The sequence below is a fragment of the Blautia sp. TM10-2 genome, from assembly GCF_003480845.1.
In the GTDB taxonomy this organism is placed as follows: Bacteria; Bacillota; Clostridia; order Lachnospirales; family Lachnospiraceae; genus Fusicatenibacter; species Fusicatenibacter saccharivorans.
Genome location: NZ_QUJZ01000001.1, coordinates 55638 through 77111, shown reverse-complemented (window position 1 = coordinate 77111; position 21474 = coordinate 55638). Strand labels below are relative to the sequence as shown.

Here is a 21474-nt window from a genome sequence, read left to right as displayed (position 1 = left end):
TTCTGTTACGATTCAAGGTGAAACACATGTGGTTTTGCTTTGAATTGTGGCGAACCTTTTTGAGAGGAATTGGATTTACATGGCAGTAGACTTAAATTACGAAAAAGACAGCAAAGAGCGTATTCCGTATGAGCATTATCTGGAAGTGTATCAGAATGCAGATCCAAGAGAGATTTCCAGCCGGTGCGACGTTCCGTATGATGCGGAAAAACAGGAGTTTACCGTTTCCCTGATGGGTGTTTCCTACCGGATTTCGTGGCCGGAGTACAACGTATTTCATATTGGAGATGATGGAAGCGTTTCGCCGATAATTGGCTGGTATCCACTCGAGAAAAAACCGAATGCAAAAATTTTGGTATTGCGTTATCTGACAGAGGGCGGAGCTGCTCCGTCTACCGGAAAATTTTTGACGTACCGGGAGATTCCGTGGGGAGAAGTTTATTTTAAACAGTTCCAGGGAAGATGCCTGTTCCGTCTTGCGTTTGGCTTTGGCGGAAAGCTGGATGCATTCCGTGAGATCATGGAACGTGTCGGCGCTCAGGCGATTTCATCCGGTGATGTCGGATATGAGCTGGAGTTTATGAAAGGGCTTTTTGTACGACTGATTTTATGGGCAGGAGATGATGAGTTTCCGCCGTCCGCGCAGATCCTCTTTTCGGACAATTTCCCGGCTGCATTTACGCAGGGAGAGGATATGGCGGTTGTGGGAGATGTCACAATTGATATGCTGAAGGCTCTGGCTGCAAAATAGTTATGGTTTGAGGCCATCAGGATGGCTTCTGGATCGAAAAAAATAAGCGGAGGAAAATAACATGGGATTTTCAACAGTACCTTGCAATGAGTTTGTAGACGTGCTCGGTTCCAAAGCACCGGTTCCGGGCGGCGGCGGAGCTTCTGCACTGGTTGGCGCTGTCGGCACAGCGCTTGGCAACATGGTTGGTGCGCTGACAGTAGGTAAAAAGAAATATGCGGATGTCGAAGAGGAAATGAAAGAGCTGATGGCGAAAGCAACCACGCTTCAGGACGAACTGCTTCACCTGATCGAGCGCGATGCAGAAGTGTTCGAACCGCTCTCCAAAGCATACGGCATGCCGCGCGAGACAGAGGAGGAGAAGGCAGAAAAAGCAAGAGTTATGGAAATCGTGCTGAAGGACGCCTGCTCCGTGCCGATGGAAATCATGGAAAAATGCTGTGAAGCGATCGATCTGATCGTGGAATTTGCAGCAAAAGGTTCCGCACTCGCAATCAGCGATGCGGGCGTTGGCGCAGCATTCTGCAAAGCAGCCTTAGAGGGTGCTTCCCTGAATGTATATATCAACACGAAATCTATGAAAAACCGGGAATATGCAGAAGAACTAAATCGAAAATGTGATGAAATGCTTGCGGTCTATACCGTAAAAGCAGACGAGATTTTCCGGAACGTACTGGGAAGACTGAAAGCCTGAAAACAAACGGCCAGAGAAACTTCCCGGCAGCAAGCGGGTTGCAAAAGGAGTTCTCTTTGACCGAAAAGAAAAGCGGAGGATAAAAAAATGGCAAAACAGTTATTAGGAAAAGAAGTAACAGCAGCATTAAATGAGAAGATCAAAGCAAATGTAGCAGAGCTGGAAGCAAAAGGAGTAAAACCGACTCTCGGAATCATCCGTGTCGGAGAGAGAGAGGATGACCTTTCCTACGAAAGAGGAGCAACCAAACGCTGTGAGACCTTAGGCGTTGCATACGAGAAATTCCTTCTCCCGGCAGACGTTACCCAGGAAGAGCTGATGGCTACCATCGATAAAGTAAACAAAGACGATTCCATCCACGGCGTTCTGATTTTCCGTCCGCTTCCGAAACATCTCGATGAGGCAGCAGTCATCAAAGCACTCTCCCCGGAGAAGGACGTAGACGGTATCACAGACGGTTCCATGGTAGGCGTATTCGCCGGAACAAAACAGGGCTTCCCGCCATGTACTCCGCAGGCCTGCATGGAGATCCTCGACCACTACGGCATCGACTGCACCGGTAAAAAAGCCGTTGTCGTAGGCCGCAGCCTCGTTGTAGGAAAACCGGCAGCCATGATGCTGTTAAAGAAAAACGCAACCGTAACCATCTGCCATACCAGAACGAAAGACATGCCGTCTGTAGTTAAAGAGGCAGATATCGTGATCGTAGCAGCAGGCCGTGCAGGTGTTGTAGATGATACTTACCTGTGTGCAGGCCAGACCGTTATTGATGTCGGAATCAACGTAAACGAAGAAGGAAAACTCTGCGGAGACGTTGCATACGCAAAAGCTGAGCCGATCGTTGAGGCAATCACACCGGTTCCAGGCGGCGTAGGATCCGTTACCACATCTGTTCTGGTCGGCCATGTGGTAGAGGCTGCCATGAGAAAAAACAGCTGATCATAGGCTGAAGATAAGAAAGTGACAGAAAAAAGGCACTGTGCGTCCGAAAAAAGGGCGGCGGTGCCTTTTTTGCGTGCGCGGCAGTGCAGTTTTGGTGATAGGAGAGGGGGCCGGCTCATAGAATATAACAGTACATAGCAACAAAGATCAAAAGGGGGACAATAGCGCATGGATGCATATTCAGTATACCGCGATATTCAGAAACGAACGAAGGGCCAGTTCCTGATCGGAGTGGTGGGGCCTGTACGGACGGGAAAGTCCACCCTGATCCGCCGTTTCCTGGAGGTGCTGGCACTGCCGTATCTTTCGGAAAAGGAACAGGCGGAGGTACGGGATGCCCTGCCTTTAAGCGGGGAGGGAAAGACGATCACAACGGTGGAGCCGAAATTTGTGCCGAAAGACGCCGTGGAGCTGCAGCTTGGGGAGGGCGATCCGATCCGGCTGCGACTGATCGACTGCGTCGGCTTTCTGGTGCCGGACGCGGCGGGAAATCTGGAAAATGAGAAGGAGCGGATGGTGAAAACACCGTGGTCCGAGCAGGCGATTCCGTTCCGGGAGGCGGCGGAGATCGGTACGAAGAAGGTGATCGCAGAACATTCCACGATCGGTCTTATGGTGACGTGCGACGGATCGTTCGGCGAGCTGCCGCGGGAGAATTTTCTGCAGGCGGAGGAACGGACCGTTGCGGAGCTCAAAAAGCAGGGAAAGCCCTTCCTGATTCTTGTGAATGCGAAAAAACCGTACCGGGAGGAGACACAGCGGCAGGTAAAGGAGCTTGAAACAAAATTCGGCGTGGCAGCGATGGCGGTGAACTGCGACCAGCTCCGCAAAGAAGATATTCTGCATATGCTCGAAAAGGTGCTGTATGAGTTCCCGCTTCAGCAGATGGAATTTTATATTCCAAAATGGGTGGAGCTTCTTGCCGATGACCATCCGCTGAAGGCAGAGCTGCTGCAGAAGATCCGTGAGATGTGCAGGGAAAAGACGCGCCTGAAGGATGCAGTGGGCGGAAAAACAGCGATTGCCAGTCAGTATGTCAGCCAGACACTGCTGCAGTCGATGGATCTTGCGAGCGGTACGGTGAAGGTGCGGATTGAGGTGAAAGAGCAGTATTATTATGAAATGCTGAGTGTACTTGCCGGCGTGGAGATCAAAGGCGAGTATGATCTGGTGCAGACGATCCGCGAGCTGTCGGCACAGCGGGAAGAGTACCGCAAGGTAGAGGACGCGATTCATGCGGTGCGCGGATGCGGCTACGGCGTCGTGATTCCGGGGAGGGAGGAGATTCAGCTGGAGGAGCCAGCCGTGATCCATCAGGGAAACAAATACGGCGTGAAAATTAAATCGGTGAGCCCGTCGATTCATATGATCAAGGCCAACATCGAGACGGAGATTGCGCCGATCGTCGGAAGTGAGCAGCAGGCGGAGGATCTGATCGCCTATATCAAAGAGAGCGCAAAGAGCCCGGAGGGAATCTGGAATACCAACATTTTCGGCAAATCCGTCGAGCAGCTCGTTGACGACGGCATCCGCAGCAAAATCGCCCAGATCACCGAGGATGGCCAGGCAAAACTCCAGGATTCCATGCAGAAAATTGTCAACGACAGCCGGGGCGGAATGGTGTGTATTATCATTTAATACAAAAGCTGTTCGAATATTTTTGAGTAATTGTGCAATAATACTTGAAAAGCGAACCAAAATAGCGTATAATCCGAATTGTGAAAAGAAAAGAAGAAAAATGTAACTTCCTGGAATGTTCGATGATCTCATTATTTTGAACCTACATTTACTTTAAACGGGAGGCTTATTATTGTCATGTGGATGTCAGGCCACCCTGGAAACAGACGTCAGTGGAAGGCAGAAATGGTGACTGCGGCTACCCACCTAGCTTGCGTTGCTAGGAGTCAAAGTATGGGAAACGGCATTCCGGGGTTACAAAAGAGAAAAAAGAGAATCATGAAAATGGTTCTCTTTTATACGTTACATACAACCAAAAGGAGAAGGAACATGAAAAAACAGGGTTTTGGAACAACAAAAGACGGAAAAGAAGCATTGCTCTACACGCTCTCCAATAAAAACGGAATGGAAATCAGTGTAACCGATTACGGCGCACATCTGGTATCGGTTCTCGTTCCGGATAAGGATGGAAAGAAGAGAGACGTTGTCCTTGGATTTGACTCCGTAACCGGCTATGAGACCGACGGAAGCCATTTTGGAGCCACCATCGGAAGAAACGGAAACCGTATCGCGGGAGCAGCATTTGAACTGCACGGAAAAACATACCAGCTGGCAAAAAATGAGAACAACAACAACCTGCACAGCGGCCCGGACGGATACGATTACCGCCTCTGGAACGTAGAAGAGGCGGATGACAGCGCCGTTACCTTCGTTCTGATGAGCCCGGACGGAGACCAGGGATTCCCGGGAAACTTTGAAGTGTCCGTTACGTATACCCTGACCGATGAGAACGCCGTAGAAATCCACTATGAGGGAAGCTGCGATCAGGATACCGTTGTCAACATGACAAACCACAGCTACTTCAACCTGGCAGGCCACGATGCCGGATCTATTGAGAACCAGACACTTGTCTTAAAAGCGGAGCAGTTCAGCCCGGTGATCGATTCTGCATCCATCCCGACCGGCGAGCATGCACCGGTACAGGGAACCCCGATGGATTTCACCAGCGAGAAAGCAATCGGAGCAGAGATCGAAGCAGATTTCGAACAGCTCAAACTGACCGGCGGCTACGACCACAACTTTATCCTGGACAAGGCTGTCGAGGGAAGCATTGAGCTGATGGCAGTCGCATCCTGCAAAGAGAGCGGCATCACCATGGAAGCCTTCACGGATCTGCCATGCGTTCAGTTCTACGCCGGAAATTTCATTGCTCCGGTTACCGGAAAGAATGGGGTATTCTATGACAAACGCAACGGCTTCTGCCTGGAATCTCAGTATGTGCCGAATGCCATCAACCAGGAGGGTGAGGAGAAACCGATCCTCGAGGCAGGCGATACTTACGACACCACAACCGTATACAAATTCATTTTCTAAGATCCTATTTTATAGCAATCCTCGAAAATAATGCAAAAAATTCAGCACCGCAGAGCATGAATTACTGCGTCACAGATTTTCGTCGTACCTCGGTACGCCTTCAAATCTGTTCCTTGCAATTCGCGCTCTGCAGCACTGCCTTTTTTGCATTATTTTCGGGTCTTGCTATAGAAACAGCATAAAAAAGCTCCCTTCCTGCAGCGTCCTGTGAAAACAGGAGCGCAGGCGGGGAGCCTTTTTATGGGAAAATATGCAGAAAACGAATTCTGAAAAAACAGAAAAAGAAAAGACCCTGTTTTCGAATCCAACAGAATCTTACCAGTTATGTCATATTCTTTTCAGAGGTGGGTAACCGCTTCGCCATCTGAATCAACCTGCAAGCGGAATAGCAGACACCTTTAAGCGGAGGATGGCGCCTGACTAAGAACAGGCGAAACCAGAATCTGAAACGGTTTACCCGGCCGTTTAATGCAATGCATAAATCTCGCTCGAAGGTTTCTAAAAATCTAATCGAAAATTTTCAGACATTCCATATCCCATAATAGTCTTTGAATGGAAGCTTTCATCGGAAGCATCAACCCTATGCATACAGAGCAGGTTTCCTGACTTACAGATCATCGTTCCACATTCCTTCTCATATGTTGCGGACATACAATGGATTTGTTATGCTTCACTCCCTGATTACAGTGACCGGATCGCCCAGGAATCTCACCTGAATTCCCTCTCTCACCAAAAGACGGATCTTCTTTTGATGCACTCTGGATGTTGATATGAAATTTATACACAACCGTACTATATACCATAGGGCGGTATTTGTCAAGGAAAAATCGCAAAAAGAAAAGGAATCGGACAAAAAGCCGTGTGCATAGAATGAGATATGAAGAGAAAAAATGATAAATTGGAATTGATACTGTTAGGAGTGGGGATTCTCCTGTTGCTGTTATTGTTTGTTGTGAAGCGCCGTCTGGATGCGCCGGAAGAGACAGCGACAGCAGAAAGCAGGACGGAGACGATGGAAGGCAAAAAGCAGGAGGAGACGATACAGAACATGGAACAGGAAAACGCGGCTTTTCTGAACAGTAAAAAGGAAGAACAAAAAGAAACAACGGCAGCCGGACCGGTACAGATTCGTGTCCTTCTGACGGACTGCGGAAAGCTGGGATACGCACAGAAACAGGTGTCCCTGCGTGGAAACGCAAGCCTTTCCATGAACGACGGCGCATACATAGCTTCCCCGCAGGAGACGATCTGTGTGACGGAACAGGAATGCGGGGAAGTTGTGCATGTGGTGCCGGCCGATGAGACGGCGGGAACGGCGGTTTCCCTGACGGGAAAGCCGGAAGACGAGACGGTTTATCCGGGAAGTTTTGTCATCTATAAAAGCGAAGAGGGACTTCTCGTTGTAAATGAACTTGATCTGGAAATGTATCTTCGGTATGTCGTGCCGAGTGAGATGCCGTCCTCCTACGAAAAGGAGGCATTAAAAGCACAGGCGGTCTGTGCGAGAACGTATGCGTGTGCCAGGATTCGTGAAAAAACGTGGGAGAACTACCACGCGGATGTAGACGACAGCGTGGAAAGCCAGGTCTACCACAATATGGAAGCGCAGCCGGAGACAGACGCTGCGGTGGCGGAGACAGAAGGAAAAATCATCACCTGCGGCGGGGAACCAATTCAGGCGTATTTTTTCTCAACCTCCTGCGGGAAGACGAGTACGGATGAAGTGTGGAATACGGCGGAGACGGCAGAATATCTGAAGAGCGTGACGGTAGGCGGGGAGAAGCAGGAACCGGAGACGGAGGAGGCATTTGCATCGTTTATCACCAAAAGGGACAGCACAAGTCTGGAAGTGGAGGACGGCTGGTACCGCTGGCAGGTGACGATTCCGGCGGATGTGCTGTCAGAACGGGCAGCGGATCAGAAAATCGGGGAGATCACGGGGATTGAGGTGCGGCGGCGGTCAGAGGGAGGTGCGGCAGAAACCGTCCGTATCGAGGGGAAAAAAGGATCCATGGAAATCGAGGGAGAGTATCAGATCCGAAAGTTCCTCTCGGCGAAAGGCTGGCCGATTCAGAAAAATGACGGAACTGTAAGCTGTGAGATGGAGCTGCTTCCGAGTGCCTGCTTTATCGTGGTTCCGGAAAAAGAAGGGGAAACGGCTGTCTCCTTTACATTTTACGGCGGCGGCTACGGCCACGGCGTCGGCATGTCACAGAACGGTGCGAAACATCTGGCAGAGCAGGGAAAATCGTATGAGGAGATTCTCCGCTATTTTTACCAGAACATCGAAATCGGCGACTGCCGTTCCCTTTTTTAAAAAAATCACCGAAAACAGATTTTTTGTGCTATAATGGGCGAAAGTGAAAAACAGTTAGAAAATGACGAGGAGAGAAACATGGCGACAATCAAGGACATAGCGGCACGCGCCGGCGTTACGGCGACGACGGTTTCCCGCGTGATCAACAACCGCGGATACATCAGTGAAGAGACAAGAAAAAAAGTAACGCAGGCGATGCAGGAGATGAATTACCAGCCGAATGAGCTGGCGCGTTCCCTGGCAAAAGCGCATTCCAATACGATCGGGGTTATCGTTCCGCACATCTCGCACCCGTTTTTCAGTAAAATGATCAGTGCACTCGAGAGCGCGGCGGCAAAGCGGGGCTACAAGATTCTGCTCTGCAACTCGAAAGATCAGCCGGAGAAAGAAACCGAATATCTCGATATGTTCATCTCCAACCGTGTAACCGGCGTTGTGATGGCAAGCCGCGATGTGCAGATTGAAAAGTTTCATGATCTGAAAATTCCGATCGTCAATTTCGAGCGAGAGGAAAATACGGAGGCCATTACAATCCAGTGTGACAACGAGCAGGGAGGAGCGCTTGCAGCATCGCATCTTGCGGACTGCGGCTGCTGCCATCTGCTTCATTTCGGCGGAATCGTCGGAAGAGATATGCCGGCGGACCGGCGTGCGGATGGATTCCTGCGCGTCTGCCGGGAGCGGGGGATTGAAGGGGAAGTTCTTTTGAGTGACCGCTTAAGCTACGGCTCCATGCACTATGAATCCTATATTGAAAAGGGCCTTCTGGAGCACCCGGAGACGGACGGCATTTTTGCAAGCAGTGACCTGATTGCCGCACAGGTACTCCAGCGCCTTTACGCCATGGGAAAACGGGTGCCGGAGGATATTAAAGTTGTCGGGTTTGATGACACTGTGATCGCCGGGATTACCACGCCTTCCATCACGACGATCCATCAGCCGATTGAGGAAATGTCGGAGCTTTCCATTGCGTATATCGACCGGAGAAGAAAGGGAGAGATGGTGCCGAATGTGACGACCATGCCGGTGAGCCTTGTGGTGCGCGATTCGGCGTGAAACAAAAACGAAAAGAAAACTCTGCGGAAAAAAGAAACCGCGGAGTTTTTTTCTGCCCTGCGGTAAACGATAGACAGAAAAATAGCAAAAAAGACAAAGAAGAAGCCGGAAATTTGTTGAAAAATATGGTATGTAAACGGTTGACATATAATTCACACAACGGTATACTGCAAGAGAAGAAACGTAACACAGAATTACCGTTACCGGAATGATGTGACAAAATAAAGAATAAGATAAAGGAGAATAAACAACATGACAGTGGAATATCAGAGAAGACTCGAAAAACACTACGACGAGCTGAAATGGCTCTACTGTGAGCTGTATCCAAACGGCCAGGGACGCTTTGAGGAACTCTGTGCAGCCATGGAGCAGTGGTACAAAGAGCGGAATAAAAAATGGAAAGCGCTGGATCGGAAAAGAGAAAAACAGAAAGACTGGTACAAGAGCCAGAAAATGCTCGGTATGATGCTGTACATCGACGCATTCGCAGATAACATCAGCGGCCTTGAGAAAAAACTGGATTATTTAAAAGAGTGCAACGTCAACTACCTGCATCTGATGCCGTTCCTTGCAACGCCGAAGGGAAAAAGCGACGGCGGCTATGCGGTTGCCGATTACCGCACGGTACAGCCGTCCCTTGGAACGATGGAAGATCTGGCTGCCCTCTCTGAAAAATGCCATGACCAGAGCATGAGCCTTTGTATGGATTTCGTTATGAACCACACTTCCGAGGATCATGAATGGGCAAAACGTGCACTTGCCGGTGAAAAAGAGTACCAGGACCGTTACTTTTTCTTCGACAACTACGATATTCCGTCCGAATATGAAAAGACCTGTCCGCAGGTATTCCCGACAACGGCACCGGGCAACTTTACCTGGAGAGAGGACTGCCATAAATTTGTCATGACGACGTTCTATCCATACCAGTGGGATCTGAACTATGCGAACCCGGTTGTCTTTAACGAGATGGTAAACAATATGCTCTATCTCGTCAACCAGGGAATCGATATCGTCCGCATTGATGCCGTTCCATACATCTGGAAACAGCTCGGCACCACCTGCCGTAACCTGCCGCAGGTACATACCATTGTCCGCATGATGCGTATGATCACCGAGATCGTCTGCCCGGGCGTTCTGCTGCTCGGCGAGGTTGTCATGGAGCCGGAAAAGGTTGTTCCGTACTTCGGAACACTCGAGAAACCGGAATGCCATATGCTGTACAACGTAACGACGATGGCATCCACCTGGCACACGGTTGCAACGGCGGATACCCGCCTGCTGAAACATCAGATGGATATTGTGACGAGACTGCCGAAGGACTATGTCTTCCTGAACTATCTGAGATGCCACGATGATATCGGCTGGGGCCTCGATTACGAATGGCTGAAACAGTTTGGCATCGCCGAGGCACCGCATAAGAAATATCTGAATGACTATTTCCGCGGTTATGTGGAGGGAAGCGACGCAAGAGGAGAGCTCTATAACGACGATCCGGTGCTGCAGGATGCGCGTCTCTGCGGAACAACCGCTTCCCTGTGTGGACTTGAGGCGGCAGGCTTTGAGCAGAATGAGGCGAAGACCGAACAGGCGATCCAGAGAATTGAGATGCTGAACGCATACCTTTTCATCCAGTCTGGTATTCCGGTTATCTACAGCGGCGATGAGATCGGCCAGGTCAACGATTATTCCTACAAAGAGAGTGAAGATTCTGACCGCGCAGCCGACAGCCGTTATCTGCACCGCGGCCACTTCCGCTGGGATCTGGAGCCCCAGAAGGAGAAAAAAGGAACGGTTCAGAATCAGATTTTTGCTTCGATGAAAAAGATGGAGGAGCTGAAATTCAAATACCGTCCGTTTGAGGGTGAGGCGGATGTCTGGACCGAGGAAACGTATGATACGGCGCTTCTCTGTGTCTGCAGAAAATCCGGCAATGAGATGGTAACGGGTCTCTTTAACTTCAGCAATGAAGACCGCACGGCCTGGATCGATATGGGTGAGTTCACCTGGAAGGATCTGTTTACCGGCGAGAAACGTGTTCTGCGCGGCGTTCCGGTTCCGGCACGCGGTTACGCATGGTATTACCGGAAATGGAATTAAATCCCTTGCGAAGGAAAGAAAAGTATGATATGCTTTGTAGGCTATCCTGAAGTACGATATATGTGCAAGAATGGGATAGATTCACGAAAACAAAGAAAAGGCGGTTTTGCCAGATGATAAAAACAATCCGCGGTTTTATGAAGCGCCTGAATGAGGACCATGTCGGTGCTTATGCAGCGCAGAGTGCGTATTTCATTCTTCTTTCCTTTATTCCGTTTGTTCTTCTGGTTGTTACGCTTGTAAAATATACGCCGCTGACGCGCGACGATGTTTACAGCGTTCTGATCAATATGCTGCCCACGGAGTTTCAGAGCTACGTGGGCGGTATTGTAAATGAGATCTTTTATCAGTCCGTTGCTTATATGCCGATTACGATCATCACAACGCTGTGGTCGGCGGGAAAGGGCATTGCGGCGCTGACAAATGGGCTGAACAGCATTTATCACGTAACAGAGACACGTAATTACATCATCAACCGGCTGCGGGGCATGGCATATACCTTGATATTTGTCGTTGCATTCCTCACCAGTCTGGTGCTTCTGGTCTTCGGAACCCGCATTCAGAATAAGCTGACGGAACATCTGCCGATGGTGGCGCGTGTGACATCCTCTATCATGGGAATGCGTACCCTGATCACGACAGGCGTGCTGGCTCTTCTGTTTCTTGTACTGTATAAATGTATTCCAAACCGGAAGGCGAGCTTTAAGAGCCAGTGCCCGGGCGCACTGATCTCATCCCTTGCCTGGTCTATTTTTTCCCTTGCATTTTCCATGTACCTCGACATCGCGCTTGCGGCGTCCAATATGTACGGCAGTCTGACGATGATCGTGTTTATCATGATCTGGATGTATTTCTGCATGTGGATCCTTCTGATCGGCGCGGAGATCAACGCGTATTTTGAGGATAAACTGCGGAAACTGCAGAACGCGGCGATCGAGCATTTTATGGAAAATAAAGAGACGAATAAAGAAGCGGGAAAATAATGGCTTGACATCCGGGGGTCAAGACGGTACAATAAATATTGTTTATGAAAGTTTTATAAATAATCTAACAGGAAAAATGCTGTGAAGATGTTCAGAGAAATATTTTTTCCGCCAGAGAGAGGGAGTCATCGGCTGCAAGCTCCTTCAGGTTCAGGAATATTTCAAATTTCGCATTGGAGCAGATGTCCGGAACGTATAGCAGAATACTGGAAATGCAAGTAGGGACAGACGTTTGGTGTACGTTACAGCACCGGTTATGAGTGTCTGCAGGAAGTATCTGCAGAAATCAGGGTGGTACCGCGAAATTTCAGATCTCGTCCCTTTGTGGGGCGGGGTCTTTTTTTGTGAGCAACGAGCCAGACAGCCATGCTTGCATGGATATTTGGCGACTGCCACGAAAATCAGATGCTCCGCTGTTTGCAGCGGGGTATCTGACTGTTTTTCACATTTACCATCAAACAAGCAAGAAAAAGAAAGTAGGAGAGTCAAATGCAGGAAAAAAGTGTATTAACCGGCCATCTGTCTGAATTAAAACAGAAGATTGAAAATGGACTGGAAGAGCTGAAAAGCTCCAAAGAACTGTATGAATTTAAGAGCGAGTATCTGGAAGGAAAGAAAAGTAAGATCAGCGGGCTGATGAAAGAAATGAAAAACATTGCCCCGGAAGAGCGCGCAAACTACGGTAAATCCGTCAATGAGTTAAAAGAGTGGGCGCTTGGCCGCTTCCAGAAAGTGGAAGAGGAGATGAAAGAGCGCGAGCTGCAGAAGAAATATGAGTCCGAGAAAATCGACCTGACCCTTCCGGCAGAAGAGACAGCGATCGGAAACCTTCATCCGGTTACCTTGATCCGCAAACAGCTCATCGACATCTTTGCAGGCATGGGCTTTGAGGTATACGAGGGAAGAGAAATCGAGACCGATTACTACAACTTTACTGCACTGAATACACCACAGGATCACCCGGCAAGAGATATGCAGGATACCTTCTATCTCTCCCCGGAATTCCTGCTTCGTACCCAGACATCGGCAGGCCAGATTCATGTCATGGAAAACAAAAAGCCGCCGATCAAGATCCTTTCCCCGGGACGTGTTTTTCGGTCTGATGACGACGCAACCCATTCTCCGATGTTCCATCAGATGGAGGGACTCGTTGTCGACAAAAACATCACCCTCTGCGACCTGAAAGGAATGCTCGACGTACTCGTACAGAAGATCTACGGCGAGGGAACGACAACACGTCTTCGTCCATCTTACTTCCCGTTCACGGAGCCGTCCGTTGAGGTAGACTGCAGCTGCTTCGCCTGCGGCGGAAAAGGATGCAGCCTCTGCAAGGGAACCGGCTGGATCGAGGTCCTTGGAGCAGGTATCGTAAACAAACGCGTGCTGGAGAACTGCGGCATTGATTCAGAAGAGTACAGCGGCTTCGCTTTTGGCATCGGCCTGGAGCGTATCGCCATGCTGAAATACGGAATCAACAACATCAAACTGTTATTCGGTTCCGATCTGCGGGTTTTAAATCAGATTAACGAGAAATAAAGACGAAACAGTTTGAATTTGGAGGTTTAATATGTTAGTACCGTTAAGTTGGCTGAAAGAATATGTAGATATCGATGTTACCCCGGAAGAACTGGAGAAAAAACTGTTCGACGGCGGTTTTGAAGTAGAAGAGCGTTATCAGGTGGGAAAAGACATCAGCAATGTTGTTGTCGGTCTGGTGGAGGGCTGCGAGCCGATCCCGGAGACCAATCTTCATGTGTGCCAGGTAAATGCAGGAGAACACGGCACCATGCAGATCTGCTGCGGCGCAGACAACGTGCACACCGGCGGAAAATTCCCGGTTGCCCTTCCTGGCGCTTCTGTTTATGCAACAGCAAAGGATCATAAGACCATCGAGGGTGTTATGACCATCAAAAAAGGAAAATTAAGAGGATATGAGTCCTGCGGAATGCTCTGCTCCGGCGTGGAGCTCGGCCTTACCGAGGATCTGTACCCGGGCGCAGGCTACAACGGACTGCTTGTTCTGCCGAAAGATGCCGAGCTTGGCGCAGATGTCAAAGAGCTGACAGGTCTTGACGACTGGATCTTTGATATCTCCCTGACTGCAAACAGACCGGACTGCCAGAGTATCCTCGGTATCGCAAGAGAAGTATCGGCGATGCTGGAAAAACCTTTAAAAATGCCGGCAACCGATTACACCGAGACGGATGTGGAAAAAGAAGGCTTCTCTGTCCGCGTGGAAGCTCCGGAACTCTGCCCGCGTTACAGCGCTCATTACGTATATGACGTAAAAATCGGAGAGTCCCCGGCATGGATGAAACGCCGTCTGGCACTCGTCGGCATGTCCGCGATCTCCAACGTGGTTGATATCACAAACTACGTCTTAAAAGAGATCGGCCAGCCGATGCATGCTTTTGACTGCTCTTATCTGGAAGGCAATGAAATCTGTGTCAGAAGAGCAAAAGAAAATGAAAAGATTGTGACCCTCGATGAGCAGGAATATACAATGAATGAGAACAACCTCGTGATCTGCGACGGCGTAAAACCGGTTGCACTTGCCGGTGTCATGGGAGGCTTAAACTCCGAGATCCGCGACACGACAGAGGCTGTTATGTTTGAGTCCGCAAAATTCGCACGCGACAACGTCAGAAAGACAGCCCGTGCGCTTGGAAAAGCGACGGATGCCAGTGCAAGATATGAGAAAGGCGTGGACGAGTATTCAACCGTACTTGGTATGAAACGTGCGCTGCATCTGATGGAAGAGCTTGGCTGCGGTAAAGTTTCCCGTACCCATTTCGATGTGAACACCGGAAACTCCATCGATCCGACTCCGATGACCGTCAGTGTCAGCAAAGTAAACGGCGTACTCGGTATCGAAGTTCCGGAAGCAGAGATTCTCCGCATTATGAAAAACCTGAACTTTGCACCGGAAATCAACGGCGATGAGCTGACCATCCAGGTTCCGGCTTACCGTGAGGATATGCTGCCGGAGGGAGAGAACGATGTCGAGCGCTATCCGGACGTGGCAGAGGAAGTCATCCGTATGTACGGCTACGATCACGTAACCGATACCTTCCTTTCCGCTGCACAGGTAACGATGGGCGGCTACAATGAAGAGCAGAAAGGCGAGCTGGCACTGAAGAATACCTTATGCACCATGGGTATCTACGAGTGCATGCATTACTCCTTCTTCTCCCCTGCAGATCTGGATCTTTTGAAACTGCCGGCAGATGCAAAAGAGAGAAATGCCATCGAGATCATCAACCCGATCAACCAGGATCTGTCCCTGATGCGTACCACACTGGCAGCTTCCATGCTGAATGCCATTTCCAGAAATGAGAAACAGGGCACCCTTGAAGGAAGACTGTTCGAGGTAGCAAGCATCTACATTCCGGAGTCCCTGCCGCTGACATCCTACCCGGATGAGAGAAAAGTTCTCTGCGTCGGAACCTTCGGAAACAACGAGAGCTTCTTCACTATGAAGGGCATCGCCAACACCATCGCCGAGAGCATGGACATTGAGTTCACCTACGAGCCGGTTCAGAAATCCTTCCTGCATCCGTATCAGGCAGTGAAAGTACTCTGCGAGGGTACAGAAATCGGATACTTCGGAAAAGCAGCATACGATATCCAGAACGAGCTGAGCATGCGTACTTCCGCTTACATCATGGAGCTTGACTTAAAAGAGCTCTCCAGATGGTACGGCAAAAAACGCACCTTCCAGCCGATCTCCAAATTCCAGGAGGAGAAACGTGACCTGGCATTTGTCATGGACAAAAACATCAGCTGCGGCGATGTAGAGAACTGCATCCGCGAGGCAAACAAATACGTAAAAGAGATCCGTCTGTTCGATGTTTACGAGGGCGGCCAGATTCCGGAAGGCAAGAAGAGCATGGCGTTCACCGTCACCTTTGCACCGAAGGAAGAAGCATTTGACTTCGAAAAAGTACAGAAATTTGTCGAGAAGATCTGCAAGAAACTGCAGAATGAGTTCAACATCGAACTGAGAGGCTGATTTTTATGAAACTTTATATCATACGCCACGGTGAAACTGCGTGGAACGTAGAAGGCAGACTGCAGGGCCAGACGGACACCGAGCTGAATGAGAACGGTGTCCGTCTGGCGAAAGTGACGGCGGAAGGACTGAAAAATATCCCGTTTGACCTTGGAATTTCCAGTCCACTGCGCCGCGCAAAGCACACGGCAGAGCTCGTCCTTGCGGGCAGAAATGTGCCGCTTACGACCGACGACCGCCTGATGGAGCTTTCCTTTGGCTCCTGGGAAGGGCTTGGATGCCGGGCAAACAATTTTGAGATTCCGTCTGAACACTTCGACGATTTTTACAGAGATCCGTTCCACTTCTGCCCGGCGGGAGACGGAGAGACGATCCAGGAAGTCTGCGACCGGGCAGAAGCGTTCTATCATGAGCTGACTGCAAAACCGGAGCTCCAGGACAAGACGATCCTGATCGCCACCCACGGCTGCTGCATGCGTGCGCTGCTGCGCAATGTCTATGAAGACAAGAACGACTTCTGGCACGGCGGCGTGCCGTACAACTGTGCGGTCAGCATCATCGAAGTACAGAACGGTGTTTCCACGCTGCTTGCGGATAATAAAATCTATTATGATCCGTCGGACTGCGTAAACTTTTATAAAGAAGTAAAATAAAAAATGATATTCAGAGGCAGACATAAAAGGAAAGTATTTCCCTTTGTGCCTGCCTCTTTAAATCGCGTTTGCCGTCTGACAGAAAGTGTGATACTATAGAAATAACGGATTTTAACACCAGTAGACAAGAAGTCCCCCGTTTCTGAAGCGGTGGGATGAATTGCTAAAAGAAACATAACGGCATTGGCGGGCGGAGAGAAATCGGTATCCTCCACAGACATGAGGCAAGTCACAGTCGAACTATTTTCGACATGTCAGACTCCGTGAAATACCGACTGTGAGTTGAAACAATGAAAGCGAAAAAGGAGGAACATAAGTATGTCCATGGTAACACTGGGAAGTACAGGAATCTGTGTAAACAAGAACGGCTTCGGCGCGCTGCCGGTACAGCGTGTCACGAAAGAAGACGCTGTTTATCTGCTGCGCAAAGCGTATGACGGAGGCATCCGCTTTTTTGATACCGCGCGTGCATACAGCGACAGCGAGGAAAAATTAGGCGCAGCGTTTGAGAAAATGCGTGAGAAGGTCTTTATCTCTACGAAGACGATGGCAAAGGATGTGGAGGGGTTCTGGAAGGATCTGGAGACAAGCCTTTCCCTTTTGAAGACGGATTACATCGATATCTATCAGTTCCACAATCCGTCCTTCTGTCCTAAGCCGGGAGATGGAACCGGCCTGTATGAGGCGATGCTGGAAGCAAAAGCACAGGGAAAAATCCGCCACATCGGTATCACGAACCACCGCATGAGCGTGGCAGAGGAGATCATCGAGTCCGGTCTTTACGAGACGCTGCAGTTCCCGTTCTGCTATCTGGCAACGGACCGTGAGAAAGCACTGGTACAGGGATGCAAAGAGAAAAATATCGGCTTTATCGCAATGAAAGCGCTCTCGGGCGGGCTGATCACAAACTCCGCGGCTGCATATGCTTTTGAAGATCAGTACGACAACGTGCTTCCGATCTGGGGCGTCCAGAGAGAAAAAGAGCTGGACGAGTTTTTAAGCTACATTGCCTGTCCGCCTGCCATGACGGATGAAATCAAGACGATCATCGAGAAAGACCAGAAAGAGCTCTCCGGCAACTTCTGCCGCGGCTGCGGTTACTGTATGCCATGTCCGGCAGGCATTGAGATTAACACCTGCGCGCGCATGAGCCTGCTTCTGCGCCGTTCCCCGTCCGCCAACCAGCTCACCGAGCGCGGCCAGGCGATGATGAAGAAAATCGAAGGTTGTCTCCACTGCGGCGCCTGCATGAAGAAATGTCCCTACGGTCTGAATACGCCGAAGCTTCTCGAAGAGAACTACGAAGATTATAAAAATGTACTGGCAGGAAAAACACTGGTATGAGTAATCTGATCTTCAGCCTGAACGCGACGATGCCGATCTTCCTGACAATGATTTTGGGACTTTTCTTTCGAAAGGTTGGTATTCTGGACGAATCGTTCACAGGCAAAATGAACAAATTTGTGTTTAAAATCGCACTCCCGGTGCTGCTGTTCCAGGACCTGTCGGATTCTGATTTCTCCGCTGTGTGGGATATCAAATTCGTTCTGTTCTGCTTCTTTGCAACACTGCTCTCAATTCTTGCGGTATGGGGACTTTCCCATCTCTTAAAAGAGAGAAGTGCAAGAGGCGAATTTATCCAGGCGGCGTACCGGAGCAGTGCGGCGATCCTTGGTATTGCCTTTATCCAGAATATCTACGGAAATTCCGGCATGGCGCCGCTGATGATCATCAGCAGTGTGCCGCTGTATAATATCATGGCGGTTGTCGTTCTTGCGGTATTCGGTCCGGAACGGGAGGAGATCACGGCAGATTTTGTGAAAAAGACGGCGAAAAATATCGTGACAAACCCGATTATCCTCGGGATCGTTGCAGGACTTCTCTGGTCGGTGCTTCGCATTCCAAAGCCGGTGATTCTGCAGAAAACGGTGCAGAATATTGCGGTACTTGCAACGCCGCTCGGCCTGATTGCGATGGGTGCGTCGTTTGAGGCAAAGAGCGCGGCAAAGAATATCCGGCCGTCGATTGCTGCAGCTGCGATTAAGCTGGTCGGTCTTGCAGCTGTCTTTCTGCCGATCGCCGTGATACTTGGCTTCCGTCAGGAAAAATTGGTGGCAATCCTTGTGATGCTGGGTTCCGCAACGACGGTGAGCAGTTTTATCATGGCGAAAAATATGGGTCATGAGGGAAGTCTGACGGCAAACACCGTTATGCTCACAACGTGCGGCAGTGCCTTTACGCTGACGTTCTGGCTGTATCTGATGAAAACGCTGGCGTTTATCTAACCGGATTGCGAATATCCGCTTTGATTTTCAGTACACCAAAAGCGTGTCCGGGATTTTGTCCGGGCACGCTTTTATCAATCATAAAAATCAGAAAAAGAGGGAAAAGAATGGACTTCAAAAATGCGGTCAAAGCATTACAGATTGGAAAAAAGGAAGGAAAAAAATTCCGCCTTTCTACGGAATTTGGGAAAAATCCGGAAGAAGAGCTCCCGTTTCCGGAATATCCGCGTCCGCAGATGCGCCGGGAAAACTGGACAAATCTGAACGGATGGTGGGAGTATGCGTTCACGGAAACGCAGAAAATGCCAAAACAGCGGGACGGAAAAATTCTCGTTCCGTTTTCCCCGGAGTGCGATGCGTCCGGCGTGAAGCGGCAGCTGCTTCCAAAAGAATATCTGTGGTACTTCCGCACGATTCAGCTTCCCAAAATTCCTGCCGGAAAACGGCTGCTGCTGCAGTTCGGCGCCGTGGATCAGGATGCGGTAATTTACTGCAACGGAAAGCGTGCCGGAGGCCATCTCGGCGGGTATCTTTCTTTTTCAGTGGATCTTACGCCGTATCTCAAAACGGGAGAGAACGAGCTTGCCGTCAAGGTGCGCGATGAGACGGACACGGACTGGAAGGGCCGCGGAAAGCAGAGCCTTACCCCGGGCGGCATGTTTTACACCGCGCAGAGCGGCATCTGGCAGAGCGTCTGGATGGAATGGGTGCCGGAGACGTATCTGGAACGCATCGTGATCACGCCGGAATATGATACGGCGAGCGTAAAAGTACGGGTTTTCCTCAACGGACCGGATGCGGGACTGACGAAAAAAATTACGGTGCGGGAGAGCGAAGCGCCGGATGCGAAGGTGATCTGCGTCCGGGAGACGAGAGAAAACGAGGCGGAGCTGATTCTCGGTAATTTTGCAGGCTGGAGCCCGGAACATCCGCATCTCTATGGGGTTTCCATTGAAGCGGGAGAAGACCGCATCGAGAGTTATTTCGGCATGCGCAAATTCGGCATTGGAAAAGATGAGAAAGGAATCACGCGTCTTCTCTTAAACGGAAAGCCGTATTTCCAGAACGGTGTCCTCGACCAGGGTTATTGGCCGGAAAGCTTCTACACGCCGCCGTCCGATGAGGCGATGGTTTATGACATTAAGACGGCCAAACGCCTCGGTTTCAATATGATCCGGAAACACCTGAAAGTTGAGTGCGCAAGATGGTATTCCCACTGCGACCATATCGGTATGCTGGTGTGGCAGGATATGATCAACGGCGGCGGCCGGTCGATTCAGACGTTCCTTTTGTACCTTCCGACCGTACTGCCGTTTGTGACAACGGAATTCAGGGATAACTGTTATCCGCTCTTTTCGCGGACCTCAAAAACGGGAAGAGAGTGGTGGAAGCGGGAGTGCCGCGAGACGGTTCATCAGCTTTACAATGCACCGTGCGTGTCGCTCTGGGTTCTGTTCAACGAGGGATGGGGACAGTTTGATGCCAGGGAGATGACAGAAATGGTGCGCGCTCTCGATCCGACGCGGCAGATCGACCACGCGAGCGGCTGGTACGATCAGGGAGCGGGGGACATCAAGAGCCTTCACAATTACTTTCGTCCGTTAAAAGTAAAACCGGAGGAGCGCGCGTTTGCTTTTTCTGAATACGGCGGCTATACGTATCCGGTACAGGAGCATCTCTACTCCGAAAAATCGTTCGGCTACCGCACGTACCAGAACCAGACACAGTACCAGAAAGCGATGAATGCACTGGCAGAAAAGATAAGAGAACTCACAGAACAGGGACTTGCCGCAGCAGTCTACACACAGCTTACCGATGTCGAGGAGGAGTCGAACGGCATCCTTACGTATGACCGGAAGGTATGCAAATGGGAACCACAGGAGGCAAAAGATTTTTGCTCAAAAGAATAATTTGGTAAAATTTTTGTTGACAAAGTGAGGATAAGTTGCTAATATATTGGATAAGGCGTTGGAAGTTGTAAGAAATTGCTGAAAATCCGCGGCGCCTGCGGATGGAGGAAAGTTGGTGTTTATGGAACAGAAAAGAACATTATCCCTGCTGGTGGATAATACGCCGGGACTTTTAAGCAGAGTAGCTGGTCTTTTCAGCCGACGCGGATACAATATCGAGACGATCACCGCCGGTGTGACAGCAGACCCGCGATACACAAGAATGACTGTTGTTCTGTACTGCAGTGATGAAATGATTCTGGAGCAGATCAAAAAACAGCTGGCAAAACTTGTCGATGTGCGGGATATCAAAGAGCTGAAGCCGGACGAGAGTGTCAGACGAGAGCTGATGCTGGTCAAAATCCGTGTGAATGAAAATGAACGCCGCAATGTCATCGCCATCTCCGATGTCTTCCGTGGAAGAATCGTGGATGTGGGACAGGAAAGCCTGATTGTAGAGCTGACCGGAAACCAGTCAAAGCTCGAAGGGTTCCTGAATCTGGTACAGGGATACGAAATCCTGGAACTGGCCAGAACAGGAGTGACAGGACTCTCCAGAGGAGCCCACGATGTGCGTTACCTCGATTAACGCAGATCACATTACATACGTTTGCTAGAGGAATGAAATTTTTGTATAGAAAAGTTCATTTCCCTGACAAACAGCAAAAGGCAGAAATGCTTTTC

At 49.9% G+C, this 21474-nt stretch carries 16 protein-coding genes, 1 other RNA gene, 1 riboswitch and 1 other annotated feature; all 17 genes read left to right on the top strand.

Translation table 11 applies throughout. From position 1 onward, the window contains the following. Positions 1 to 79 precede the first annotated feature (79 nt). Positions 80 to 751: a DUF3786 domain-containing protein gene (locus DXD92_RS00490; RefSeq protein WP_117509043.1), complete on the top strand. Its 672-nt coding sequence runs from the start codon at positions 80 to 82 to the stop codon at positions 749 to 751. Positions 752 to 812: 61 nt separating this feature from the next. Then, on the top strand, positions 813 to 1445 hold the full coding sequence (locus DXD92_RS00485; protein WP_117509042.1) for a cyclodeaminase/cyclohydrolase family protein: 633 nt from the start codon (positions 813 to 815) through the stop codon (positions 1443 to 1445). Positions 1446 to 1532: 87 nt separating this feature from the next. Further along, a complete protein-coding gene (locus DXD92_RS00480; RefSeq protein WP_117509041.1) occupies positions 1533 to 2384 on the top strand; it encodes a bifunctional 5,10-methylenetetrahydrofolate dehydrogenase/5,10-methenyltetrahydrofolate cyclohydrolase in 852 nt (283 codons plus the stop codon). Between the two features lie 171 nt (positions 2385 to 2555). Next, positions 2556 to 4025, top strand: a complete 1470-nt coding sequence (gene spoIVA / locus DXD92_RS00475) for a stage IV sporulation protein A (protein ID WP_022461834.1) — start codon at positions 2556 to 2558, stop codon at positions 4023 to 4025. A gap of 104 nt (positions 4026 to 4129) precedes the next feature. Next, a non-coding RNA gene (gene ssrS, locus DXD92_RS00470) (6S RNA) lies at positions 4130 to 4324 on the top strand. A 70-nt stretch (positions 4325 to 4394) separates the two neighbouring features. Further along, positions 4395 to 5438: an aldose epimerase family protein gene (locus DXD92_RS00465; RefSeq protein ID WP_055218365.1), complete on the top strand. Its 1044-nt coding sequence runs from the start codon at positions 4395 to 4397 to the stop codon at positions 5436 to 5438. 575 nt (positions 5439 to 6013) lie between these two features. Beyond that, a riboswitch (cobalamin riboswitch) is annotated at positions 6014 to 6214 on the bottom strand. A 101-nt stretch (positions 6215 to 6315) separates the two neighbouring features. Continuing rightward, complete coding sequence (locus DXD92_RS00460) at positions 6316 to 7755, top strand: SpoIID/LytB domain-containing protein (RefSeq protein WP_118639892.1); 1440 nt, start codon at positions 6316 to 6318, stop codon at positions 7753 to 7755. 78 nt (positions 7756 to 7833) lie between these two features. After that, complete coding sequence (locus tag DXD92_RS00455; protein ID WP_022461831.1) at positions 7834 to 8811, top strand: LacI family DNA-binding transcriptional regulator; 978 nt, start codon at positions 7834 to 7836, stop codon at positions 8809 to 8811. Positions 8812 to 9063: 252 nt separating this feature from the next. Next, positions 9064 to 10908: an alpha-amylase family protein gene (locus DXD92_RS00445; RefSeq protein WP_118639891.1), complete on the top strand. Its 1845-nt coding sequence runs from the start codon at positions 9064 to 9066 to the stop codon at positions 10906 to 10908. Between the two features lie 113 nt (positions 10909 to 11021). After that, entirely contained in the window at positions 11022 to 11891 is an 870-nt protein-coding gene (locus DXD92_RS00440; RefSeq protein WP_055226442.1) for a YihY/virulence factor BrkB family protein, read from the top strand. A 72-nt stretch (positions 11892 to 11963) separates the two neighbouring features. Continuing rightward, positions 11964 to 12216: a binding site (T-box leader), on the top strand. Between the two features lie 164 nt (positions 12217 to 12380). After that, positions 12381 to 13427: a phenylalanine--tRNA ligase subunit alpha gene (pheS, locus tag DXD92_RS00435; RefSeq protein ID WP_022461828.1), complete on the top strand. Its 1047-nt coding sequence runs from the start codon at positions 12381 to 12383 to the stop codon at positions 13425 to 13427. Positions 13428 to 13458: 31 nt separating this feature from the next. Continuing rightward, the gene (gene pheT, locus DXD92_RS00430; protein WP_118639890.1) at positions 13459 to 15903 is read left to right on the top strand and encodes a phenylalanine--tRNA ligase subunit beta; all 2445 of its coding nucleotides are present in this window, start codon (positions 13459 to 13461) and stop codon (positions 15901 to 15903) included. 5 nt (positions 15904 to 15908) lie between these two features. Further along, complete coding sequence (locus tag DXD92_RS00425) at positions 15909 to 16556, top strand: histidine phosphatase family protein (RefSeq protein ID WP_022461826.1); 648 nt, start codon at positions 15909 to 15911, stop codon at positions 16554 to 16556. 318 nt (positions 16557 to 16874) lie between these two features. Next, positions 16875 to 17900 (top strand): aldo/keto reductase, encoded by a 1026-nt coding sequence (locus tag DXD92_RS00420; protein WP_117804049.1) that lies wholly within the window; start codon positions 16875 to 16877, stop codon positions 17898 to 17900. Next, on the top strand, positions 17897 to 18841 hold the full coding sequence (locus DXD92_RS00415) for an AEC family transporter (protein ID WP_118639889.1): 945 nt from the start codon (positions 17897 to 17899) through the stop codon (positions 18839 to 18841). Before DXD92_RS00420 ends, DXD92_RS00415 begins: the two co-directional genes overlap by 4 nt. A gap of 107 nt (positions 18842 to 18948) precedes the next feature. Further along, positions 18949 to 20751 (top strand): glycoside hydrolase family 2 protein, encoded by a 1803-nt coding sequence (locus tag DXD92_RS00410; protein WP_117804051.1) that lies wholly within the window; start codon positions 18949 to 18951, stop codon positions 20749 to 20751. Between the two features lie 121 nt (positions 20752 to 20872). Next, a complete protein-coding gene (gene ilvN / locus DXD92_RS00405; RefSeq protein WP_022462281.1) occupies positions 20873 to 21379 on the top strand; it encodes an acetolactate synthase small subunit in 507 nt (168 codons plus the stop codon). The last annotated feature ends 95 nt before the right edge of the window (positions 21380 to 21474 follow it).

Coding starts and splice junctions, on each gene's coding strand:
- ilvN (WP_022462281.1), top strand. CDS start 20,873: ATGGAACAGAAAAGAACATTATCCCTGCTGGTGGATAATACGCCGGGA.
- DXD92_RS00480 (WP_117509041.1), top strand. CDS start 1,533: ATGGCAAAACAGTTATTAGGAAAAGAAGTAACAGCAGCATTAAATGAG.
- DXD92_RS00455 (WP_022461831.1), top strand. CDS start 7,834: ATGGCGACAATCAAGGACATAGCGGCACGCGCCGGCGTTACGGCGACG.
- DXD92_RS00485 (WP_117509042.1), top strand. CDS start 813: ATGGGATTTTCAACAGTACCTTGCAATGAGTTTGTAGACGTGCTCGGT.
- DXD92_RS00465 (WP_055218365.1), top strand. CDS start 4,395: ATGAAAAAACAGGGTTTTGGAACAACAAAAGACGGAAAAGAAGCATTG.
- spoIVA (WP_022461834.1), top strand. CDS start 2,556: ATGGATGCATATTCAGTATACCGCGATATTCAGAAACGAACGAAGGGC.
- DXD92_RS00415 (WP_118639889.1), top strand. CDS start 17,897: ATGAGTAATCTGATCTTCAGCCTGAACGCGACGATGCCGATCTTCCTG.
- pheT (WP_118639890.1), top strand. CDS start 13,459: ATGTTAGTACCGTTAAGTTGGCTGAAAGAATATGTAGATATCGATGTT.
- DXD92_RS00460 (WP_118639892.1), top strand. CDS start 6,316: ATGAAGAGAAAAAATGATAAATTGGAATTGATACTGTTAGGAGTGGGG.
- DXD92_RS00410 (WP_117804051.1), top strand. CDS start 18,949: ATGGACTTCAAAAATGCGGTCAAAGCATTACAGATTGGAAAAAAGGAA.
- pheS (WP_022461828.1), top strand. CDS start 12,381: ATGCAGGAAAAAAGTGTATTAACCGGCCATCTGTCTGAATTAAAACAG.
- DXD92_RS00420 (WP_117804049.1), top strand. CDS start 16,875: ATGTCCATGGTAACACTGGGAAGTACAGGAATCTGTGTAAACAAGAAC.
- DXD92_RS00490 (WP_117509043.1), top strand. CDS start 80: ATGGCAGTAGACTTAAATTACGAAAAAGACAGCAAAGAGCGTATTCCG.
- DXD92_RS00440 (WP_055226442.1), top strand. CDS start 11,022: ATGATAAAAACAATCCGCGGTTTTATGAAGCGCCTGAATGAGGACCAT.
- DXD92_RS00445 (WP_118639891.1), top strand. CDS start 9,064: ATGACAGTGGAATATCAGAGAAGACTCGAAAAACACTACGACGAGCTG.
- DXD92_RS00425 (WP_022461826.1), top strand. CDS start 15,909: ATGAAACTTTATATCATACGCCACGGTGAAACTGCGTGGAACGTAGAA.